Annotated in this window: 23 protein-coding genes; 10 read left to right on the top strand and 13 right to left on the bottom strand. The window is 68.1% G+C overall.

Going from position 1 to position 18,511, the window contains the following annotated elements:
- Nucleotides 1-103 precede the first annotated feature (103 nt).
- From N7590_RS10770 to N7590_RS10760, 3 genes are read right to left on the bottom strand one after another with little or no spacing between them, the layout of a single operon-like run.
- Nucleotides 104-787 (bottom strand): HAD family phosphatase, encoded by a 684-nt coding sequence (locus N7590_RS10770; RefSeq protein WP_164242028.1) that lies wholly within the window; start codon nucleotides 785-787, stop codon nucleotides 104-106.
- Entirely contained in the window at nucleotides 784-1,485 is a 702-nt protein-coding gene (locus N7590_RS10765; RefSeq protein WP_099484190.1) for a pseudouridine synthase, read from the bottom strand. The genes N7590_RS10770 and N7590_RS10765 overlap by 4 nt, the downstream gene beginning before the upstream one ends.
- Nucleotides 1,482-2,546 (bottom strand): class I SAM-dependent methyltransferase, encoded by a 1,065-nt coding sequence (locus N7590_RS10760; protein ID WP_164242030.1) that lies wholly within the window; start codon nucleotides 2,544-2,546, stop codon nucleotides 1,482-1,484. Before N7590_RS10760 ends, N7590_RS10765 begins: the two co-directional genes overlap by 4 nt.
- 157 nt (nucleotides 2,547-2,703) lie before the next feature.
- On the opposite strand from N7590_RS10760, the gene N7590_RS10755 reads away from it, so the two are divergent.
- Complete coding sequence (locus N7590_RS10755; protein ID WP_005407925.1) at nucleotides 2,704-2,967, top strand: hypothetical protein; 264 nt, start codon at nucleotides 2,704-2,706, stop codon at nucleotides 2,965-2,967.
- A 78-nt stretch (nucleotides 2,968-3,045) separates the two neighbouring features.
- On the opposite strand, the gene N7590_RS10750 is transcribed toward N7590_RS10755, so the two are convergent.
- Together N7590_RS10750 and N7590_RS10745 are read right to left on the bottom strand one after the other, a co-directional pair.
- Nucleotides 3,046-3,339 (bottom strand): DUF3247 family protein, encoded by a 294-nt coding sequence (locus tag N7590_RS10750; protein ID WP_164242032.1) that lies wholly within the window; start codon nucleotides 3,337-3,339, stop codon nucleotides 3,046-3,048.
- A 43-nt stretch (nucleotides 3,340-3,382) separates the two neighbouring features.
- Nucleotides 3,383-5,368 (bottom strand): ATP-binding protein, encoded by a 1,986-nt coding sequence (locus tag N7590_RS10745; protein ID WP_230078925.1) that lies wholly within the window; start codon nucleotides 5,366-5,368, stop codon nucleotides 3,383-3,385.
- Between the two features lie 251 nt (nucleotides 5,369-5,619).
- On the opposite strand from N7590_RS10745, the gene N7590_RS10740 reads away from it, so the two are divergent.
- Entirely contained in the window at nucleotides 5,620-6,186 is a 567-nt protein-coding gene (locus N7590_RS10740; RefSeq protein ID WP_008264508.1) for a DUF3016 domain-containing protein, read from the top strand.
- Between the two features lie 191 nt (nucleotides 6,187-6,377).
- Here the strand turns inward: N7590_RS10740 and alr are convergent, their stop codons facing one another.
- Both alr and N7590_RS10730 read right to left on the bottom strand, forming a co-directional pair.
- Nucleotides 6,378-7,448 carry an alanine racemase gene (gene alr / locus N7590_RS10735; protein WP_164242036.1) on the bottom strand — a complete coding sequence of 357 codons (1,071 nt, stop codon included), beginning with the start codon at nucleotides 7,446-7,448 and terminating at the stop codon, nucleotides 6,378-6,380.
- Entirely contained in the window at nucleotides 7,427-8,731 is a 1,305-nt protein-coding gene (locus N7590_RS10730) for a D-amino acid dehydrogenase (RefSeq protein ID WP_053448667.1), read from the bottom strand. Before N7590_RS10730 ends, alr begins: the two co-directional genes overlap by 22 nt.
- A gap of 149 nt (nucleotides 8,732-8,880) precedes the next feature.
- Between N7590_RS10730 and N7590_RS10725 the strand changes: the two genes are divergently transcribed.
- On the top strand, nucleotides 8,881-9,360 hold the full coding sequence (locus N7590_RS10725; protein ID WP_004140558.1) for an Lrp/AsnC ligand binding domain-containing protein: 480 nt from the start codon (nucleotides 8,881-8,883) through the stop codon (nucleotides 9,358-9,360).
- 55 nt (nucleotides 9,361-9,415) lie between these two features.
- Here N7590_RS10725 and N7590_RS10720 read toward each other — a convergent pair whose 3' ends face one another.
- On the bottom strand, nucleotides 9,416-9,598 hold the full coding sequence (locus tag N7590_RS10720; RefSeq protein ID WP_053448666.1) for a hypothetical protein: 183 nt from the start codon (nucleotides 9,596-9,598) through the stop codon (nucleotides 9,416-9,418).
- 106 nt (nucleotides 9,599-9,704) lie between these two features.
- The gene (locus N7590_RS10715; protein WP_164242038.1) at nucleotides 9,705-10,076 is read right to left on the bottom strand and encodes a classical arabinogalactan protein 4; all 372 of its coding nucleotides are present in this window, start codon (nucleotides 10,074-10,076) and stop codon (nucleotides 9,705-9,707) included.
- 138 nt (nucleotides 10,077-10,214) lie between these two features.
- On the opposite strand from N7590_RS10715, the gene msrB reads away from it, so the two are divergent.
- The 5 genes from msrB (at nucleotide 10,215) to N7590_RS10690 (ending at nucleotide 13,480) form a co-directional block, all read left to right on the top strand.
- Nucleotides 10,215-10,682 (top strand): peptide-methionine (R)-S-oxide reductase MsrB, encoded by a 468-nt coding sequence (msrB, locus tag N7590_RS10710; protein ID WP_004153995.1) that lies wholly within the window; start codon nucleotides 10,215-10,217, stop codon nucleotides 10,680-10,682.
- 91 nt (nucleotides 10,683-10,773) lie between these two features.
- Nucleotides 10,774-11,628 (top strand): flagellar motor stator protein MotA, encoded by an 855-nt coding sequence (gene motA / locus N7590_RS10705; protein WP_008264562.1) that lies wholly within the window; start codon nucleotides 10,774-10,776, stop codon nucleotides 11,626-11,628.
- Between the two features lie 3 nt (nucleotides 11,629-11,631).
- The gene (motB, locus tag N7590_RS10700) at nucleotides 11,632-12,570 is read left to right on the top strand and encodes a flagellar motor protein MotB (RefSeq protein WP_164242040.1); all 939 of its coding nucleotides are present in this window, start codon (nucleotides 11,632-11,634) and stop codon (nucleotides 12,568-12,570) included.
- A 108-nt stretch (nucleotides 12,571-12,678) separates the two neighbouring features.
- Entirely contained in the window at nucleotides 12,679-13,191 is a 513-nt protein-coding gene (locus tag N7590_RS10695) for a hypothetical protein (protein WP_164242042.1), read from the top strand.
- 13 nt (nucleotides 13,192-13,204) lie between these two features.
- Nucleotides 13,205-13,480 carry a DUF4031 domain-containing protein gene (locus tag N7590_RS10690; protein ID WP_004153991.1) on the top strand — a complete coding sequence of 92 codons (276 nt, stop codon included), beginning with the start codon at nucleotides 13,205-13,207 and terminating at the stop codon, nucleotides 13,478-13,480.
- A gap of 122 nt (nucleotides 13,481-13,602) precedes the next feature.
- Here N7590_RS10690 and N7590_RS10685 read toward each other — a convergent pair whose 3' ends face one another.
- Complete coding sequence (locus N7590_RS10685; protein ID WP_053509770.1) at nucleotides 13,603-14,145, bottom strand: hypothetical protein; 543 nt, start codon at nucleotides 14,143-14,145, stop codon at nucleotides 13,603-13,605.
- A gap of 90 nt (nucleotides 14,146-14,235) precedes the next feature.
- Between N7590_RS10685 and N7590_RS10680 the strand changes: the two genes are divergently transcribed.
- A complete protein-coding gene (locus N7590_RS10680; protein WP_012509930.1) occupies nucleotides 14,236-14,484 on the top strand; it encodes a DUF3297 family protein in 249 nt (82 codons plus the stop codon).
- A gap of 84 nt (nucleotides 14,485-14,568) precedes the next feature.
- Here N7590_RS10680 and N7590_RS10675 read toward each other — a convergent pair whose 3' ends face one another.
- From N7590_RS10675 to N7590_RS10665, 3 genes are all read right to left on the bottom strand, one after another.
- Nucleotides 14,569-16,218: a Na+/H+ antiporter gene (locus N7590_RS10675; RefSeq protein ID WP_008267158.1), complete on the bottom strand. Its 1,650-nt coding sequence runs from the start codon at nucleotides 16,216-16,218 to the stop codon at nucleotides 14,569-14,571.
- A gap of 117 nt (nucleotides 16,219-16,335) precedes the next feature.
- Nucleotides 16,336-17,124, bottom strand: a complete 789-nt coding sequence (locus N7590_RS10670) for a class III extradiol ring-cleavage dioxygenase (RefSeq protein ID WP_164242044.1) — start codon at nucleotides 17,122-17,124, stop codon at nucleotides 16,336-16,338.
- Between the two features lie 31 nt (nucleotides 17,125-17,155).
- Complete coding sequence (locus N7590_RS10665; protein ID WP_032128753.1) at nucleotides 17,156-17,566, bottom strand: DoxX family protein; 411 nt, start codon at nucleotides 17,564-17,566, stop codon at nucleotides 17,156-17,158.
- Between the two features lie 96 nt (nucleotides 17,567-17,662).
- Here N7590_RS10665 and N7590_RS10660 point away from each other — a divergent pair.
- Nucleotides 17,663-18,511: LysR family transcriptional regulator (locus N7590_RS10660; RefSeq protein ID WP_279935476.1), on the top strand; the 849-nt coding region annotated here is incomplete at its 3' end.

Genomic DNA, 18,511 nt, shown 5'->3' with positions numbered 1-18,511 from the left:
GTGCCGACCAACGGTCGGCACCCACCGGGGCATTGGGGTGTGTCAACCAAGGTTGGCATCCACCAGAGCGGTGAAGTGTGCCAACCAAGGTTGGCACCTACCGTTACCTTGGCAGAAGCGGCAGCAGCAGTGCGTGCGCGTCCACCAGCGAGCCGACGATGCGATGGCCCAGTGCGCGCAACTCTTCGTCCGGGTGCACCAGGTCCGGCACCTGGATCACGGTCATGCCGGCCGCCAATGCGGCGCGCGTACCGGCCGGTGAGTCCTCCAGCGCCAGGCAGCGCTCCGGCGCCTGACCCAGCCGCTGTGCAGCCAACAGGTAGATATCCGGCGCCGGCTTCGGCCGCGCCACGTCGCCACTGGTGATCACCGCATCGAAGTAGGGCAGCAGGCCCGCCGCGGCCAGCTTGCGGTTGGCGCGCGGCTGCCGCGTGGTGGTCGCCACCGCGCGCGGAACCGCGTGCGCCTTCAGCAGTTCCAGCAGCTCCAGGATGCCCGGCCGCAGCGGCAGGCCGGTCTGCGTGCGTGCTTCATACAGGTCATGGCAGCGTGCCGCGACCGCTTCGATCACGCTGTCTTCGATGCCCTGCGCGCGCAGCAGTGCGTGCGTGTCACGATCGCCGAGGCCAACCATGCGCAGGAACACTGCCTTGTCCAGGCCCAGTCCGAATTCGTCGGCGGCCTCGCTCCAGCAGGCCAGCGCGACCCGCTCGCTGTCGATCATCAGGCCGTCCATGTCGAAGATGACGGCGTCGGGCAGGAACGGCAGCGCAGCGATAGTGGTCATGGAGCGAACAGCGTATCCAGGTCGGTGGAGGTGAGCTGCCGCCATTGCCCTTCGTCCAGCCCCTGCAGGTCCAGCCCGCCAACGCGGCTGCGGTGCAGGGCCTGCACGTGGTTGCCGGTGGCGGCGAACATGCGGCGCACCTGATGGTAGCGGCCTTCGTGCAGCACCAGGCGCGCGCGGCGCGCGTCCAGCACCTCGAGTTCAGCCGGCAGCAGGGGCGTCTTCTCGGACTCCAGCATCAGCGTGCCGCTGGCGAACAGGGCCACTTCATCGCCGCGCAGGTCGTCGCTCAGTTCCACTTCGTAGACCTTGGGCAGCTTCGACTTCGGCGAAATGATCCGGTGCAGCAGGCCACCATCGTCGGTCAGCAGCAGCAGGCCACTGGTATCGCGGTCGAGGCGGCCGACCGTGGACAGCACCGGGTCGCGGTCGCGGAAGCGCGGCGGCAGCAGGTCGTAGATCAGGCGGCCGGTGTCCTTGGTCGAGCAGGTGTAGCCGGCCGGCTTGTGCAGCGCGATCGACAGGCCCACCGGCGGGTCCAGCGGCTCGCCATCAACCCGGATCGCCTCGTGCGGCACCTGGTCGTCGGCGTACAGCACCTCGCCGTCGGCGTCGGTAACGCGGCCTTCGCGGAACATCCACTGCACCTGCTTGCGGCTGCCATAGCCCAGGTTGGCGATGAGCTTGACCAGCTTCACTTGCCCTTCCCCTTCACCGCTTCCACCAGCTTGAAACCGTCGCGCTCGGCAATCACGCGCACCGCGCCGAAGCTGTCGTTGAGGGTGTGCTCGTAGGGCAGGTGGCGGTTGGCCACTACGTACAGGCGTCCGCCCGGGCGCAGCGCCTGCGCGGCCACGGCGATGAAGCGCTGGCCGATGTCCGGGCGATCGGCGCGCGAGGGCGTGTGGAACGGCGGGTTGCTGATGATCACGTCGTAGCCCGGCTCGATGCCGGCGGTGACGTCCTGCCACAGGAAGCGCAGCGGCAGCGGGCGCGGCGGTGGTGCCAGGTTCAGCTCGGCCAGTGCCAGCGCGCGCTGCTCGGCCTCGTACAGGTCCAGCGCGGTGATCTTCGGGCAACGCTCCAGCAGCTCGCGCGACAGGTAGCCGTAGCCGGCACCGAGGTCGGCGGCACGCCCGGCCAGGTCGGCCGGCAGGTGCTCGGCCAGCAATGCCGAGGCCGGATCGATGCGGTCCCAGGCGAACACGCCCGGGCGGCTGAGGAAACGGCCGCCGACGATCGGGCGCACCGCGTCCAGTGCCGACCAGCGCTTGACCAGGTCAGCATCGTGCTGGCCCTGCATCGGCGCGGTCCAGTACACGCGGCAGTGGTTCTTGGTCAGGCTGCCGCCGAGGCCGGTCAGCTGCTTGAGGTCGCCCTCGCCGGAGCGTGCGCCTTCGTTGTTGGACTGGCAGGCCACGATGCGACCGCCGTCGGCTACCAGCGCCAGCGCGCGGGCGAACAGCGCACGGGCCTCTTCGCGCTGGCGCGGCGGCAGCACCAGCACCAGCGGGTAGCGGCCCTTGCCGGCCACGTCATCCAGCTGGCCGCTGACGGTCCAGCCGGCGGCCTGCTGCAACGGCTGCGCGAACGGGGCGAAGCTCTGCTCGCAGTGCACCTCGCGGTGGCCGGCCGCTTCGCGCAACGGCCAGCCGTCGCGGGCACGCAGGAAGGCCACCGGGCCCTCCGGCCAGCGCAGGGCGCCTTGGGAGAACGGCAGGAACAGGGTCTGCAGGGGAGCGTCGTCGCTGGAGGCCATCGGCGCGGGTACTTCAAGCGTGAGGGCCGTCCATTGTACCGGCTTGGCCGGTCCGGCCCCGGCGGGCCACTTTGCGAAACCCCAACGGGGCCTTGATGTGCCAGCAACATTGAAACGTTCAGGGTAGAGGCTCCCCCGCAAACCCAGGAGAACCTGCATGCGAGCCTTGTTCGTCGGTGGCGTGGTCGACAACAGTGAAATGGACCTGGAAGGCAGCCATCCGCCCGTGCACTACCCCGAGGACACCGGCGGCGGCCACTCGCGCTACCGGCTGCACCAGGTCGGCCATGGCGCCGACGGCAGCGTGGCCTATGCGGTGTACGGCGCGCCCGACCTGGCCGACGATGAGGTGGCCCGGGTCGCGGAAGAACGCGCCTATGCGCGCCGCTTCGAGGCGACGCCCACGCTGTTCGAGCATTGATCCCCCTGTAGCGCCCGAGTAGCGCCCGAGCCCGCGCTCGGGCGGTAGCGCCGCGCGAGGACTCGGCGCTACATCGGATCAGGGCGCCCTGGGTGGCAGGCGGTCGACGCTGGCGATCTCATCCAGCCAGACGTGGTGCTGCTGCACCGGCGTGTCGTAGTCATCCAGGCGCAGCTGGCCATTGCTGCCTTCATCGCCCGCATCGTTGCGGTACTGCTGGAGCGTGGGTTTCACCGCCACGGTACCCAGCAGGCGGCGACCGTCATGCAGGGTCAGCTGCACCTGCGTTTCACCTTCCAGATGTGGCAACAGGGCTTCCAGGCGCGCGATCTGCGCCGGATCGGTATGGATGCGGGGAGCTATGCGGGACATCGGCGACCTCCTGCATGCAGGGTCGCCGATCGGCCGTGAATGCTCAGTGCAGCGCGCTGTCTGCGCGCGGCACCTGCACCTTGCGTACGGCGGCCACCAGCTGCGCCACCGAATAGGGCTTGGCCACGTGTTCCTGGAAGCCCGATGCCAGCGCGCGGCGGCGGTCATCGGCGCGCGCCAGCGCGGTCACCGCCACCGCCGGCAGGGTCGCCGCATCCACGCCCATGTCCTCGCGCAGCGTGCGCACCAGGCCATAGCCATCCATGCCCGGCATGCCGATGTCGGTCAGCATCACGTGGAACTGCAGGTGGCCGGTATCGGCCAGCAGCGCCAGCGCCTCGCCGGCCGAACTGGCCGCAGAGACACTGGCGCCCTGCTCTTCCAGCATGCGCCGCAGGTACTCCAGCACTTCCGGCTGGTCTTCCACCGCCAGCACGTGCATGCCGCGCAGCGGATACGGCTCGACGATCACCGGCTCCAGGATCGGCCCGCTGATCACTTCGCGCAGTGGACGGCGCTCGGCATCCGGAATGTGCTGCGGCAGCCGCACGGTGAAGGTGGCGCCGTGGCCGTGGCCTTCGCTGGCGGCGGTCACGGTGCCGCCATGCAGCTCGACCAGCTGCTGCACGATCGCCAGGCCCAGGCCCAGGCCACCGTGACGGCGCGTGGTGGTGCCATCGGCCTGGCGGAAACGGCTGAACAGGTGATTGAGGAATTCAGGCGCGATACCGTCGCCGGTGTCATGCACGGTGATCACCCAGTGGTTGCCGTCGGCCTGCAGCTGCAGGTCGATGCGGCCTTCGGCCGGGGTGAACTTGATGGCATTGGAGAGCAGGTTCCACAGCACCTGCTGCAGGCGGGTGGCATCGCCCAGCACCAGGCTGGGCTGCTCGGGCAGTTGCAGGTGAACGTCCAGCGCCTTGCCTTCGGCCACCAGTTCCTGCGCGCCGATGGCTTCGCCAAGCAGCAGATTGAGGTCCAGCACTTCCACTTCCAGCTGCACCTTGCCCAGCAGCATGCTGCTGAGGTCGAGCATGTCCGAGATCAGCCGCTTCTGCGCGCCGGCGCTGTTGGCGATCACGTTCAGGCCCTTGAACAGCGGGCTGGTGTTGTCCACGCGCTGCAGCAGCAACTCGCTCCAGCCCAGGATGGTGGTCAGCGGCGTGCGCAGCTCGTGCGAAAGCGTGGCCAGGAATTCGTCCTTCAGCCGCGCCATGTTTTCCGCGGCACTGCGCGCGGCGCGCTCGGACTGCAGCAGCTCCTCGCGGGCCAGCTCGATCTCGCGGCGTTCGGTCACGTCCGGGCTGCTGCCGGCCAGGCCGATGAAGCGTCCCATGCGCGAGAAGCGCGGCCGGGCGTTCATCTCCAGCCAGCGCCACTGGCCATCGGCACGGCGCGCACGCACCAGGGCATGCATGGAACGCTGCGCCTTCAGTGCCTCCTGCAGTTCGTACTCGAACACCGAGGCGTCATCGGGATGGACCAGGCCGCGCCACACGTCTTCCGGCACGCGCGTCTCGTCACCACCGAAGAACTCACTGAAGGCACTGTTGACGAAACGGGCGTGGCCGCGCTCGTCCAGCACCCACACCGGCATCGGCAGGCCATCGGCCAGCGCGCTGAAGCGGGCTTCGCTCTCGCCCAGTTCCACTTCCATCTGCTTGCGCGCGGTGATGTCGAAGAACAGGATGCCGACCTTGTCTTCGCCGGGACGGCCCACGCGCACCGCATCGACCGCGAACGAACGGCCCAACGCGCGCGCTTCCATCTCGAACTGCGCCGGACGGCCGCTGCGGGCGACCTCGCCGTAGATGCGGAACCAGTCCTGCTCATGATTGGGCTCGAGCACCGACATGCGCTGGCCGCGCGCGTCCTTCAGCCCGGTGTGTCGCTCGAAGGCGTCGTTGACCTCGATGAAGCGATAGTCGACCGCACGATCGCCCTCGAACAGCACCTGGATCACGCAGAAGCCGGCGTTGATGCGCTCAAGCACGCCATGATGCAGGTCGGGTTCGGGCGCCGGCACCATCAACGGTGGGCGCTCCACTAGGGGCGGCAGTGTGGACAAGGGCGTCTGGACGGGCCGGATTGGAAACACAGCATCTTCCAGAGAGCGTATTCACAGCGTCAAGCGCCGTCAGTCAGGGTTGACGACGATGAATTGGCGGCAACCGCTCTTGCGCATGACGCAATCGGCCGTTGCGGTGGCCCGGAAGCGGGATCACACTCGATCCATAGATAGACAGAACCGTCCCCAACGATGGGGCGCAGGAGACCGTCATGAACCGCACATTGGCCACCGCCCTGCTGCTGGCAGGCGCCCTCATGGCCGGCGCCGCGAACGCCGCGCCGCGTACCGTCACCGATCCGCAGGCCCCACGCGCGCTGCAGGCCGATGGCCCGGTCAGCGTGAAGTGGGACGATCCGGCCGGTTTCACCGAAATCCGCCGCAGCACCAACCGCTTCGAAGCCGAACGTGGCGACTGGGTGCAGCAGCTGGCCCGCTACGTGCAGACCACGGCGGCCAAGCCGCTGCAGTCCGGGCAGACCCTGGACGTGACCCTGGTCGACATCAAGCGTGCTGGCGACTATGAGCCCTGGCACGGCCCGCGCGGCAGCGACATCCGGATCATGCGCGACATCTATCCGCCGCGGATCACCCTGCAGTACACGCTGAAGGATGCCAGCGGCCGCATCGTCGATGAGGGCGAAGCCAAGCTGAGCGACAGCGGCTACCTGCACAACCTGGGGCTGAGGAGCGAAAGCGATCCGCTGCGTTACGAGAAGCGCCTGATCGATGATTGGGTGAAGCGTCAGCTGACCAGCCAGGCGACCGCAGCGCGGTAATTCCGCGCCGCGCGACGCACCTGTAGGCGCCGACCAAGGTCGGCGGCTACCAGAGCCGAGCGTCGAGGTCGTTCGACCCGGTAGGTGTCGACCTTGGTCGACACGCATTCACCGCGCCGACCAAGGTCGGCCGCTACCAGAGCCGTGGACGCCAGGCGTCCAGGTAGTGCCGGCCGCTGGCCGGCAGCACCTCAGTCCTGATATACGCGCGCCACGCGCTTGACCGCACAGGGCAGCTGATAGGCACTTACGCCACAGCGCGGTGCCAGTTCAGACAACGTCGGCGCGGTACCCCACAGTTCCACGACACTACCGATCCCTGCCTGCGGATGCGCGGTCAGGTCCACGGTCAACATGTCCATCGACACGCGCCCGATCAGGCCACCGGGCTGGCCGTCGATCAGCACCGGGGTGCCGTTCGGGGCGAACTGCGGATACCCGTCGGCGTAACCCAGCGCGACCACACCCACGCGGGTGCGCGACTTCGCCACGAAGCGGGCGCCATAGCCCACCGGCTCGCCGGCCTCGATCCAGCGCTCGGCGATCACCTTCGACTGCATGGTCATCACCGGGCGCAGCCGCGCAGTGATCTCCGAAGCCTCCGGCAGCGGGTTGGCGCCGTACAGCATCAGGCCCGGGCGCACCCAGTCGCTGCGCACATCCGGCCAACCGAGCAGCGCCGGCGAATTGCACACGCTGGTCTCGCCTTCCAGGCCGTCGATGGCGCGGGCGAAGGTCGCGGCCTGTTCGTGGGTGCGTTCGCTGTCCAGCTCGTCGGCACGCGCCAGGTGGGTCATCAGCACGATGCGCTCGACCTGCGGCAGTGCCGACAGGCGTGCATGCGCGGCGCGGAAGCTGTCCACGTCCAGGCCCAGGCGATGCATGCCGCTATCCAGCTTCAGCCACACCGTCAGCGGGCGCGGGCTGTCGAAGGCAGCCAATGCCTCCAGCTGCCACGATGCGCCCACCGCGAACCAGAAATCGTGCTCGGCCACCAACGCCATGTCGCTGGGCTCGAAGATGCCTTCCAGCAGCAGGATCGGCGCACGGATGCCGGCCTGGCGCAGTTCCAGCGCCTCTTCGATGGTGGCCACGCCGAAACCATCGGCCTCGCCTTCCAGCGCCTGTGCACAGCGCACCGCACCGTGGCCATAGGCATCGGCCTTGATGATCGCCAGGGCCTTGCCACCGCCCAGTTCACGGGCGAGCCGGTAGTTGCTGCGCAGGGCGCCCAGATCGATCAGCGCGCGGGCAGGACGCATGTGCGGTTCTCGTGTTGCGGGGCGTGACCGTACTGGCCGTAGCGGAAAATATCCAGGCCTTCGGTGCTGATCTGCGGCTGGCGCGCGCTCATCAGGTCGGCCAGGTAACGGCCCGAGCCGCAGGCCATGGTCCAGCCCAGGGTGCCGTGGCCGGTATTGAGGTACAGGTTGCGGAACGGCGTGGCGCCGATCACCGGCGTGCCATCCGGCGTGGCCGGGCGCAGGCCGGTCCAGAACTGCGCGCGCGACAGGTCGCCGCCCTTCGGGTACAGATCGCTGACCACCAGCTCCAGGGTCTCGCGGCGGCGCTGCGACAGCGACAGGTCGAAGCCTGCAACCTCGGCCATGCCACCAACGCGGATGCGGTCGTCGAAACGGGTCACCGCCACCTTGTAGCTCTCATCAAGGATGGTCGAGGTGGGCGCCATCGCCGGATCGGTGATCGGCAGGGTCAGCGAGTAGCCCTTCAGCGGGTACACCGGCAGGCGCATGCCCAGCGGTGCGACCAGCGCCGGCGAGTAGCTGCCCAGTGCGACCACGAAGCGGTCGGCGGTTTCCAGCGTGCCGCCGATGCGCACGCCGCTGATGCGGTCGCCATCGAACTCCAGGCCGGTGATGTCCTGGTCGAAACGGAACTCGACGCCGGCATCCACGCACATCTGCGCCAGGCGGCGGGTGAACAGCTGGCAGTCGCCGGTCTGGTCACGCGGCAGGCGCAGCGCGCCGACCAGGCCATCGACATGGGCCAGGGCCGGTTCGGCCTGGATGATGCCGGCGCGGTCCAGCACCTCGTACGGCACGCCGTACTGGGCCAGGATCTCGATGTCCTGCGCCGAGGCATCCAGCTGCTGCTGGGTGCGGAACAGCTGGGTGGTGCCCAGGTCACGGCCCTCAAACTCGATGCCGACCTGCGCGCGCAGCTCGTTCAGGCAGTCGCGGCTGTACTCGGACATGCGCACCATGCGCGCCTTGTTGATCGCATAGCGCTCGTGTGTGCAGTTGCGCAGCATCTGCCACAGCCAGCGGTACTGGGCCAGGTCCATGCCCGGCTTGATCGCCAGCGGCGCGTGCTTCTCGAACAGCCAGCCGATGGCCTTCTTCGGCACGCCCGGGGCGGCCCACGGCGAGGTGTAGCCGAACGACAGCTGCCCGGCATTGGCGAAGCTGGTTTCCAGCGCCGGACCGGGTTGGCGGTCGATGACCGTGACTTCAAACCCGGCCTGTCGCAGGTACCAGGCACTGGTGGTGCCGATCACGCCGCTGCCGAGAACTAGGACTCGCATGGGACTTCTCCAACCCGATCATTCCCTGCACTGGAGCGTGCCGGGACCATAATTGGGGAAGTATAGACAGCCGATACCAGTTGATTTGCCTGATTTGAAATCAACCGGCAGGATGTTCTCCTGCAATTCATTCCCCAAGGTTGACGACCATGGCCACCCGTACCCGCGAACTGGACAAGATCGACCGCAAGATCCTGCGCATCCTGCAGGCCGAGGGCCGCATTTCCTTCACCGAGCTGGGTGAGCGGGTCGGGCTGTCGACCACCCCGTGCACCGAGCGCGTGCGCCGGCTCGAGCGCGAAGCAGTGATCACCGGCTACCACGCCCACCTCGACCCGGCGGCGGTGAAGGCCAGCCTGCTGGTGTTCGTGGAGATCAGCCTGGCCTACAAGTCCGGCGACATCTTCGAGGAGTTTCGGCGCGCGGCGCTGAAACTGCCCAACGTGCTGGAGTGCCACCTGGTGTCGGGCGACTTCGATTACCTGCTGAAGGCGCGGATCAGCGAGATGGCCTCCTATCGCAAGCTGCTCGGCAGCACGTTGCTGACCTTGCCGCATGTGCGTGAATCGAAGAGCTACATCGTGATGGAGGAAGTAAAGGAGACGCTGAGCCTGCCGATTCCGGACTGAGGGCTCAACGCGGTTGGGGCCAGAGCCCGCAATGCGGGATCCGACCCCGGGCCCGTCAGCGCTGCTGAGGGTGCTTCTGCGAGCGCTGCTCCTGCTGCTTGCCGCCCTTGTGCGACTGCTGCGGTTCCATCTGCTGTTGTTGCTGCTGCTGTTGCTGCGGGTTGCGGCCCTGCGGTTCCTTGCCGGGATGACGGTTCTGCTGGTTTTTCATGATCGCGATCCAATGGACGAAGGACATGCGACGACGGGATGCCGGCGCACCGCCAAAGTGGTCCCGGGACGGTTAATCGCAGGCGAAAAAGCAGTGATCCGCGCGCGGATGTTTTCGTGCGTTCAGGCCGGCGCTAGCGGATCTGCTGGCCGTCGCCCTGCGGCACGCTGTCGTAATAGCGGCCGGTGCGCGAATCGAACACGCGGTTCGGACCGGCCGGGCGCACACCGGGGACGATGCGTCCATTGCGGTCGTAGACCTTGTCGGCCGGCTTCGGCGCCGGGGTGGGTGCAATCCGGGCCGGACCGGTGGATTTGATCGGTTGCGCCGGCTGCGGTGACGGCAGCACCTGGGGCTGCGGGCGGGCCGCTTGCGGCGGCGGTACCACCGGCGCGGGGGCCACGGTGGTGGTGGTGCGGGTGGCGGTCGGATCGGCAGTCGGCACCTGGGCCAGCGCCAGCGCGGGCAGCAGGGCGATCAGCAGCAGGGGAAGGGTCGGTTTCATGGCACGCTCCGGCGTGGATCGCGTTCACCTTGCGCCTGCGCCTGTGTGCCGCCCATGAACGGCCATCACACTTGCAAGGCCGGGCCGCCACCCCCATTTCCGCAGGCATCCCCAGGCCACCACCCACGGAGAGCCGGCATGACTGCCTTCGACCTGACGCCCCCCACCGCCACCCAGACCGAGGCGCTGATTGCCGGCCTCAGCAGCGAGGAGCGCCGCGTGCTGCTGCAGCACGGCACCGAAGCGCCGTTCTGCGGAGTCTTCCTCGACAACAAGCGCGAGGGTGTCTACTGCTGCCGGCTGTGTGCGCTGCCGCTGTTCCGCTCCAGCACCAAGTTCGATTCCGGCACCGGCTGGCCCAGCTTCTTCGCCCCGTTCGACCCGGCGCATGTGCGCGAAATCCGCGATACCAGCCACGGCATGGTCCGCACCGAGATCACCTGCGCCCGCTGTGGCAGCCATCTGGGCCATGTGTTCCCGGACGGTCCGCCGCCCACCTACGAACGCCACTGCCTGAACTCGGTCTCACTTTCATTCACCGGCAATGGCGAGCCGTGGCCTGATCCGCTGCGGCGTGGCGGTGCGGAGGCCGGTGTGGCGGGCTGAAACACCCCGCCGACCGATTTCACAGAATTCCCTCTTCAGAAAACCAGGTGAAGGGCCGACAAGGAGATATCCCCGCTCCTTGCGTCGCGCCATGCTCATCATCGTTGGATTCCTGGTCGTCATCATCAGCGTGCTGGGCGGCTACCTCGGCGCACACGGTCGGCTGGGGGCGCTGTGGCAACCCTACGAGCTGGTCATCATCGGCGGTGCCGCACTGGGCGCGTTCCTGGTCGGCACCCCGGCCAAGACGGTCAAGCAGACCCTGCAGGCCATGGTCGGCGTGTTCAAGGGCCCGCGTTACAAGCAGCAGGACTACATCGATGTGCTCAGCCTGCTGTACGAACTGCTCAACAAGGCGCGCCGCGAAGGCTTCATGGCGCTGGAAGACCATGTCGAGCGTCCGGCCGAGAGCGCGCTGTTCGGCAACTACCCCAAGGTGCAGGCCGACCACCACCTGATCGACTTCATCACCGACTGCCTGCGCCTGATGATCGGCAGCAACATCGAGCCGCACGAGCTGGAACCGCTGCTGGAACTGGAGCTGGAAAAGCACCATGCCGAGGCCATGGCGCCGTCGCAGGTGCTGACCAAGGTCGCCGACGGACTGCCCGGTTTCGGCATCGTCGCCGCAGTGCTGGGCATCGTCATCACCATGGGCTCGATCGGCGGTGACATCGTCGAGGTCGGCGGCCACGTGGCCGGCGCGCTGGTCGGCACCTTCCTCGGCATCCTGCTGGGCTACGGCTTCGTCGGCCCGATGGCGGCGGCGATGGAAGCCCGTGCCGAGCAGGACAGCCGCATCTACGAGTCGGTGAAGACCGCCCTGCTGGCCTGCCTGCGCGGCTACAACCCGAAGATCGCGCTGGAGTTCGCCCGCAAGACGCTGCCGTCGAACGTGCGCCCGGCCTTCTCCGATTTCGAGCAGCACCTGAAGACGGTCAAGTAAGCCATGGCCGAGACCAAGCCCACCGTCATCGTCCGCCGGGTCAAGAAGGCCGGCCACGCCGCCCACCACGGCGGCTCGTGGAAGGTCGCCTATGCCGACTTCGTGACCGCGATGATGGCCTTCTTCCTGGTGCTGTGGCTGATGGCCAGCACCAGCAAGCCCGAGCGCGCGGCCATTTCCGAGTACTTCCGCAATCCCAGCCCGCTGAGCGGCAAGAGCGCCACGCCCGCCCCCGGCATGGCCGGCCCGGGCGGTGCCAGCACCTCGATGATCAAGCTCGGCGGTGCCACCGACGTTTCCCGCGGCAACAGCAACGATCCCTTCCAGAACCAGAAGGAGGCGGTGCCGCAGCCGGTGGACCAGCAGCAGCGCGACAAGCAGCAGCTCGAGCAGCTGATGAAGGAATTGCAGGAAGCGATCAGCAGGAGCCAGGCGCTGGAGCCGTTCAAGGACCAGCTGCTGCTGGACCTGACCCCGGAAGGCCTGCGCATCCAGATCGTGGACAAGCAGAACCGGCCGATGTTCGACCTCGGCAGCGCCACGCTGAAGCCGTACACGCAGCAGATCCTGCACGAGCTGGCCGAGTACCTGAACCACGTGCCGAACCGGATCAGCCTGACCGGGCATACCGACATCACCGCCTATTCGGCCGCCCGCGGCTACGGCAACTGGGAACTGAGCGCCGACCGCGCCAACGCCGCACGGCGCGCGCTGATCGATGGTGGCCTGGAGGACAGCAAGATCACCCGCGTGGTCGGCCTGTCCTCGTCGGTGCTGTTCGACAAGGCCGACCCGCAGAACCCGATCAACCGCCGCATCAGCATCGTGGTGATGACCCAGGCGGCCGAAGCCGCCGCGCTGGCCGGGGCCGGCCCGCAGGTAGGGTTGTCGGCACCCAGCGCCGACCCGGATGTGCAGGCTGCGCAGGGGCCGGCAAAGTAATCTGTGGGTGCGGACCAGGGTCCGCACCCACCCAAGCCATGGCCGGCGAGCGCACCCTGCAGCACCCGCTACAATGGCGGTCTTTCCGTATCCAGGTGACCCCACCTCATGTCCCAGAACTCCAAGGCCAAGCGCGACAAGCGCAAGAAGCAGCAGGGCAAGCGCCCGTTCCTCCGTCTGAACGCCCAGCAGCAGGTGCAGAACCACGCCGTGCTGACCAGCGAAGACGGCCAGGTGGTCGCCGCCATCGGCCTGCAGGGCCGCGAGTGGCTGCTGGCCATCGGCGGCCAGACCATGGGCAATGCCGAAAACCCGGTGCCGATGCTGGCCATGCTCAAGCACCTGGCCAACGTGCAGGAGAAGGAAGGCCGCAAGGTCAACCTGGAATACTCCGAGCTGCTGCAGAAGCTGCTGGACACCCTGGCCGAAGAGTCCGGCCAGACCGCTGACGAGTACCTGGGCAAGCTGGTCGCCGAGTTCGAGGGCGTCGAAGCCGCCGAGGGCGAGGAAGACGCCGAAGGCGAGGAAGACGCAGCCGCTGAAGGCGACGTGGCCGAAGCCGCTGCTGCCGACGCCGAGGCCACCCCGGCCGCTGACAGCGACAGCAAGCCGCAGGCCTGAACCGGCCGCGGCGGTGACGGTCTACGTCGATGACGCGGTGCATCCCTGGCGCGGTCAGCGCTGGGCGCACCTGATGGCCGACACCCTGGCCGAGCTGCACGCGATGGCGGCGCAGCTCGGCATTCCGCCGCGGGCCTTCCAGAACAAGGCCAGCGGCGCCCACTACGATGTCACAGCAGAGCTGCGCGCGCAGGCGATCGCGCTCGGTGCACGGGCCATTTCCCGGCACGCCGACCGCGAACTGGTCAAGGCAGTGATCGCCAACGCCCGGGCGCAGTACCGGCCGTAGGCTGCGTTGGTGGCTACCACTTGCTGTGGTGGGTGCGGACCTTGGTCCGCACATCAGGCACAGGGCATGCCGACCAAGGTTGGCATCCACCCATGGGCGGGCTCCGCCCCCACCTCCCCCGCTCAGAACGGGTCGCTGCCCAGCCGGATTTCCACGTTCAGCAGCGAGCACAGCGCCAACATCGCGTCATCGTCGCGGGTCAGCGCCATCACGCCGCTGAAGCCGTCGCTGCCAGCATCCACGCTCCACAGCGTGTAGTTGTGCTCGCGCAGGCGGTCGAAGGCGGTGGACATCAGCTGCACGCCGTCCAGGCCTTCGGCGAAGTCCTCGTCGTCGAGGTCGCCACCCCAGTCCAGCTGCAGGTTGAAGCGCGCCGACAGCTCGTTCACTGCCGACTGCAGCGATTCCAGGTCGTCGCGTTCCACCTCGAAACCGGACTGCCAGGCGATGGCCGTGAACAGCGCCGGCAGCCAGTCGCTGTCCGCTTCCAGCGGCTGGCCGTCCTCGGCCAGCTGCTCGCGCCAGCGGTTGAACTGCTGCAGCGCCAGCTCCTCATCGCCCGGGTTGATCAGCACCAGCAGGTTCCAGACCCGCGCCTCGAAGCCCTCCTCGTCGAAGTCGTGGATGTCTTCCTCGAAGTCGAAATAGTCGCTGTTGTCGGGCATGGCGGAACTTCCTCTGGGGCAGGCCGGCATTCTACGGTTTATCCTGTGCCACTGAAGCCGGCCTTGGTGGCCGTCACTGTGAATGAAGCGATGAGCGATACCCCTCCCGACCACCTGGCGATCAATCCGGCCAGCCCCTTCCATGATGCGCAGGCGCTGGAGCGCGGCGTCGGCGTGCGTTTCAACGACGTCGAGCGCGACAACGTCGAGGAATACTCGGTCAGCGAAGGCTGGATCCGCGTGCAGGCCGGCAAGGCCCGCGACCGCCGCGGCAACCCGATGACCATCAAGGTCAAGGGCAAGGTCGAGGCGTATTTCCTGGAAACGAAGCCGGAGTAACCGGATCTTGTAGAGTCGAGCCATGCTCGACTGCTCTTTGCACCAGAAGAGCAGTCGAGCATGGCTCGACTCTACATTTCAGGGTCATTCGCGCTTGCGCGATTCCAGCAGGTCCAGGTTGCGGATCAGGCGCCGTGAGATCTCGTCGGAGATCACCCCGCGCCGGGTCAGCCGGAACAGTTCCTCGCGCTCGGCATTGAGGCCGGCGCTGCGCAGCTGGCGATAGCCCTGTTCCATGCGGCGTACCTTGTCCGGGTCCACGTCGGGGCCGTCACTGTCCTTTTCCAGGTGCCGCTGGTACAGCAGGCTCACCCGCGAAGCGGCGTCGTTGTACAGCTGCACGTTCTCGGTGTTCTGGTTCATCACCATCTGCTGGCGCATGCGTTCGACCCCGGCCAGCGCCGCCTTCGACGACAGCCGGCGTGCCAGGTCCTCTTCCTTGCGTTCGCCCGAATCGGCCGGCAGCTGCAGGCCCTTCAACAGCTGGGGCAGCGCGATGCTGGCGCCCAGCAGCGAGAACAGGATCACCGACGCGGCCAGGAAGATCACCAGGTCGCGGGCCGGGAACGCGCTGCCATCGGGCAGGAACAGCGGCAGGGTCAGCACACCGGCCAGGGTGATCGCACCGCGCACGCCGGCCACCGAGGTCGCGACCACGATGCGCCAGTTCGGCGCCTCGCCCCGCTCCAGGCCGCGGCGCCGTGCGCGCAGCAGGTTCCAGCGCAGCGACAGCCACACCCACAGCAGGCGCAGCACGACCAGGGCCAGGTTGATCACCACCACGTACACCAGCAGCCACCATGCGCTCTGGTGGCCGCTCTCGTTCATGGTGGTGGTGGCGCGCTCGACGATGCCCGGCAGCTGCTCGCCCAGCAGCACGAACATGATGCCGTTGAAGCTGAACTGCAGCATGTTCCAGACCCCGGCACGCTGCACGCGCATGCTGCCGGAGACGCGGCCGGTCAGCTCCACGTAGCTCATCGCGATACCGGCGGCGACCGCGGCGAGGATGCCCGACGCATGGATCTCTTCGGCCAGCAGGTAGGCGGCGAAGGGGATCAGCAGGTTGACCAGCATCGCCGCGCCCGGCTCTTCGCCGAAGCGGCGCCACAGCCAGCGCTGGAAGGTCGATACGCCCAGGGTGACCGCCACGCCCACCGCCAGGCCGGCCACCGCCACCCACACGAAGGTCAGCGAGGCGGTGGCCAGCGAGAACGTGCCGGTCATCACCGCCGCCACCGCAAAGCGGAAGCAGACCAGGCCGGACGCATCGTTGAGCAGCGACTCGCCTTCCAGGATGTGCATCAGGCGCTTGGGAATCGGCGCCTTGGAGGCGATCGCACCGACCGCCACCGGATCGGTGGGCGACACGATCGCCGCCAGCGCGAAGCACACCGCCAGCGGCATCACCGGGATCAGCCAGTGGATCAGGAACCCGGCGCCGATGACGGTGAACACCACCAGGCCGAAGGCCAGTTCGAGGATCGCGCCCTTGTCGCGGAACAGGCCCTGCTTGGGAATGCGCCAGCCATCGAGGAACAGCAGCGGCGGCAGGAACAGCAGGAAGAACACTTCCGGCTCCAGCGCGTGGCCGCGGTTGAACACCCCGGCGATCACCGCGCCCAGGCCGATCTGCACCAGTGGCAGCGGCAACGAGAACGGCAGGACACGAACCAGGTAGCCGCTGGCGACAACGGCCACCAGCATCGCCAGGACGACTTCGATGGTATGCATGCTTCTTCCAGGAAGCGGCGCGCGGGGAGGCTCGGGAGCCAGCGCCGGAAACCCGGGAAAAACTACCACACGCCGCCGCGGCCGCGACCAACGCGGCCGTCGCGCGTCAGCCCCGGCTCATGCCCCGTCGAAGCGATACAGGTCCATGGCCAGGAATCCGGCATCGATACCGGCATCGATGCGCTGGGCACCGAAGCCGCCCTCGCCCGCCGCGCCCATCGCGAAGAACAGCGGCAACAGGTGCTCGTCGGTCGGGTGCGCGCGTTCGGCGAACGGCGCCTGCCTGCGGTAGTCGAACAGGGCCTGGCGATCATCGGTGGCCAGGCGCTGCTCGACCCACTCGATGAAGGGCCGCACGTACGGCGCTTCCTTGCCGTCCTGGCAGTCGCCCCAGTCGTGCAGGTTGTGGGTGATGCTGCCCGAGCCGACCAGCAGCACGCCCTGCTCGCGCAGCGGCGCCAACGCGCGGCCCAGCGCGAACTGGTGCTCGGGGCCGAGCAGCGGCTGGATCGACACCGGCACCACCGGGATGTCGGCCTGCGGGCGCAGCAAGCGCAGCGGCACCCACGCGCCGTGATCGAGGCCGCGCTGCGGGTCGAGGGCCACCGGCAGGCCGGCGGCGGCGATGCGGTCGGCCACCTCTTCGGCCAGCGCCGGATCACCCGGCGCCGGGTACTGCAGTTCAAACAACGCGCGCGGGAAGCCACCGAAGTCGTGGATCGTAGGCGGCTGCGGATGCGCACCGACCAGCGGCTGCCGGCCCAGCCAGTGCGCCGAGGCCATCACGATGGCGCGCGGCGTCGGCAGGTCCTGCGCCAGCTCGGCCAGGCGCACGCCGACCTGGCCCGGATGCAGGGCAGTCATCGGCGAACCATGCGAGATGTACAACGAAGGCAGGCGGGACATGGAATTCTCCAGTTGCAGGGTCAGGCGGCGATCAGCGCGAACGCAGGGTCCACTTGCCATCGCCGACCAGGAACAGCACCACCAGCGCCAGCGCCCAGAACGCCGGGTATTCCCAGCCGCCGCCGGCATTGGCGAAACCGAAGCCGTTGGCGCCATGCACGGTGACGATGGTGCCCAGCAGCAGCGGCACGCCGACCAGGCCGACCCAGCGCGCGTAGATGCCCAGCAGCAGCGCGGCGGTGATCACCAGTTCGACGCCGATGGTGAGGTAACCGAGCACGCCGGGCAGGCCCAGCGACTCGAAGAACGCCGCCGTACCGGCCGGGGTGAACACCAGCAGCTTGGTCAGTGCATGGACCAGGAACAGCACGCCCAAGGCCAGGCGCAGCAGGGTGGCGCCGTACGGTGCCAGCGGCGAAACAGGAGCGGTCGTGGTGTGCATCGGAAAGCACCTTGAAGGGAGTAGGCACAGGTTATTGCGCCTTCACGGGCCGATAAATACGATCGTTTGACCATATTTATTTCAAAAGGCGCAACAATGGACACCCTTGAGGCGATGCGCGTGTTCGTGGCCGTGGTCGAGCGCAACGGCTTCAGCGCCGCCGCGCAGGCGCTGGGCCTGTCCACGGCCGGGGTGACCCGCCAGGTCGCCGCGCTGGAGAAGCGCCTGTCCACCCGCCTGCTCCACCGCACCACGCGCCGGGTCAGCCCGACCAGCGCCGGCGCGGCCTATTACGCCCAGTGCGTGCGCCTGCTGGCCGAATTCGATGCGCTGGAAGCCAGCATCGGCGCGCAGGCGCTGGAACCGTCGGGCACGCTGCGCATCAACGCACCGGTCAGCTGGGGCATCGCCCGCCTCGGGCCCTTGCTGGCCAGCTACCGCGAACGCTTCCCGCAGGTGGAGCTGGACCTGGCCCTGTCCGACCGGCTGGTGGACATGGTCGAGGAAGGCTACGACGTGGCCATCCGCATCACCCGCGAGCCCGGGCCGACGCTGATCGCGCGCCGCCTGGGCCAATCGCGGGTAAGCCTGTGTGCCGCACCCTCGTACCTGGCGGCGCGTGGCACACCGCAGACCCCGCAGGATCTGCCGGCACACGCGTGCCTGAGCTACAGCTACTGGGCCGCTGGCGATCACTGGCCGCTGCAGGGGCCCGGCGGTGAAGTGAAGGTGGCGGTAAGCAGCCTGCTGCACGCCAACAACGGCGACGTGCTGCGCGAAGCGGCGATCGCCGGCATGGGCGTGATCCTGCAGCCGGACTTCCTGCTGGAAGACGCGCTGGCCGATGGCCGCCTGGTGCGCGTGCTGCCGGAGTGGGAGGCCTCGCCGATCGGCATTTTCGCGGTCTATACCAGCCGCAGCCATCTGGCACCGAAGGTGCGCAGC

It is taken from the genome of Stenotrophomonas sp. GD04024, from assembly GCF_029837545.1.
Lineage (GTDB): Bacteria > Pseudomonadota > Gammaproteobacteria > Xanthomonadales > Xanthomonadaceae > Stenotrophomonas > Stenotrophomonas forensis.
The sequence above is the reverse complement of the archived record's forward strand: the minus strand, read 5'-3'. Positions and strand labels throughout refer to the sequence as shown.

Coding starts and splice junctions, on each gene's coding strand:
- N7590_RS10770 (WP_164242028.1), bottom strand. CDS start 787: ATGACCACTATCGCTGCGCTGCCGTTCCTGCCCGACGCCGTCATCTTC.
- N7590_RS10760 (WP_164242030.1), bottom strand. CDS start 2,546: ATGGCCTCCAGCGACGACGCTCCCCTGCAGACCCTGTTCCTGCCGTTC.
- N7590_RS10755 (WP_005407925.1), top strand. CDS start 2,704: ATGCGAGCCTTGTTCGTCGGTGGCGTGGTCGACAACAGTGAAATGGAC.
- N7590_RS10750 (WP_164242032.1), bottom strand. CDS start 3,339: ATGTCCCGCATAGCTCCCCGCATCCATACCGATCCGGCGCAGATCGCG.
- N7590_RS10745 (WP_230078925.1), bottom strand. CDS start 5,368: ATGGTGCCGGCGCCCGAACCCGACCTGCATCATGGCGTGCTTGAGCGC.
- N7590_RS10740 (WP_008264508.1), top strand. CDS start 5,620: ATGAACCGCACATTGGCCACCGCCCTGCTGCTGGCAGGCGCCCTCATG.
- alr (WP_164242036.1), bottom strand. CDS start 7,448: ATGCGTCCTGCCCGCGCGCTGATCGATCTGGGCGCCCTGCGCAGCAAC.
- N7590_RS10730 (WP_053448667.1), bottom strand. CDS start 8,731: ATGCGAGTCCTAGTTCTCGGCAGCGGCGTGATCGGCACCACCAGTGCC.
- N7590_RS10725 (WP_004140558.1), top strand. CDS start 8,881: ATGGCCACCCGTACCCGCGAACTGGACAAGATCGACCGCAAGATCCTG.
- N7590_RS10720 (WP_053448666.1), bottom strand. CDS start 9,598: ATGTCCTTCGTCCATTGGATCGCGATCATGAAAAACCAGCAGAACCGT.
- N7590_RS10715 (WP_164242038.1), bottom strand. CDS start 10,076: ATGAAACCGACCCTTCCCCTGCTGCTGATCGCCCTGCTGCCCGCGCTG.
- msrB (WP_004153995.1), top strand. CDS start 10,215: ATGACTGCCTTCGACCTGACGCCCCCCACCGCCACCCAGACCGAGGCG.
- motA (WP_008264562.1), top strand. CDS start 10,774: ATGCTCATCATCGTTGGATTCCTGGTCGTCATCATCAGCGTGCTGGGC.
- motB (WP_164242040.1), top strand. CDS start 11,632: ATGGCCGAGACCAAGCCCACCGTCATCGTCCGCCGGGTCAAGAAGGCC.
- N7590_RS10695 (WP_164242042.1), top strand. CDS start 12,679: ATGTCCCAGAACTCCAAGGCCAAGCGCGACAAGCGCAAGAAGCAGCAG.
- N7590_RS10685 (WP_053509770.1), bottom strand. CDS start 14,145: ATGCCCGACAACAGCGACTATTTCGACTTCGAGGAAGACATCCACGAC.
- N7590_RS10680 (WP_012509930.1), top strand. CDS start 14,236: ATGAGCGATACCCCTCCCGACCACCTGGCGATCAATCCGGCCAGCCCC.
- N7590_RS10675 (WP_008267158.1), bottom strand. CDS start 16,218: ATGCATACCATCGAAGTCGTCCTGGCGATGCTGGTGGCCGTTGTCGCC.
- N7590_RS10670 (WP_164242044.1), bottom strand. CDS start 17,124: ATGTCCCGCCTGCCTTCGTTGTACATCTCGCATGGTTCGCCGATGACT.
- N7590_RS10665 (WP_032128753.1), bottom strand. CDS start 17,566: ATGCACACCACGACCGCTCCTGTTTCGCCGCTGGCACCGTACGGCGCC.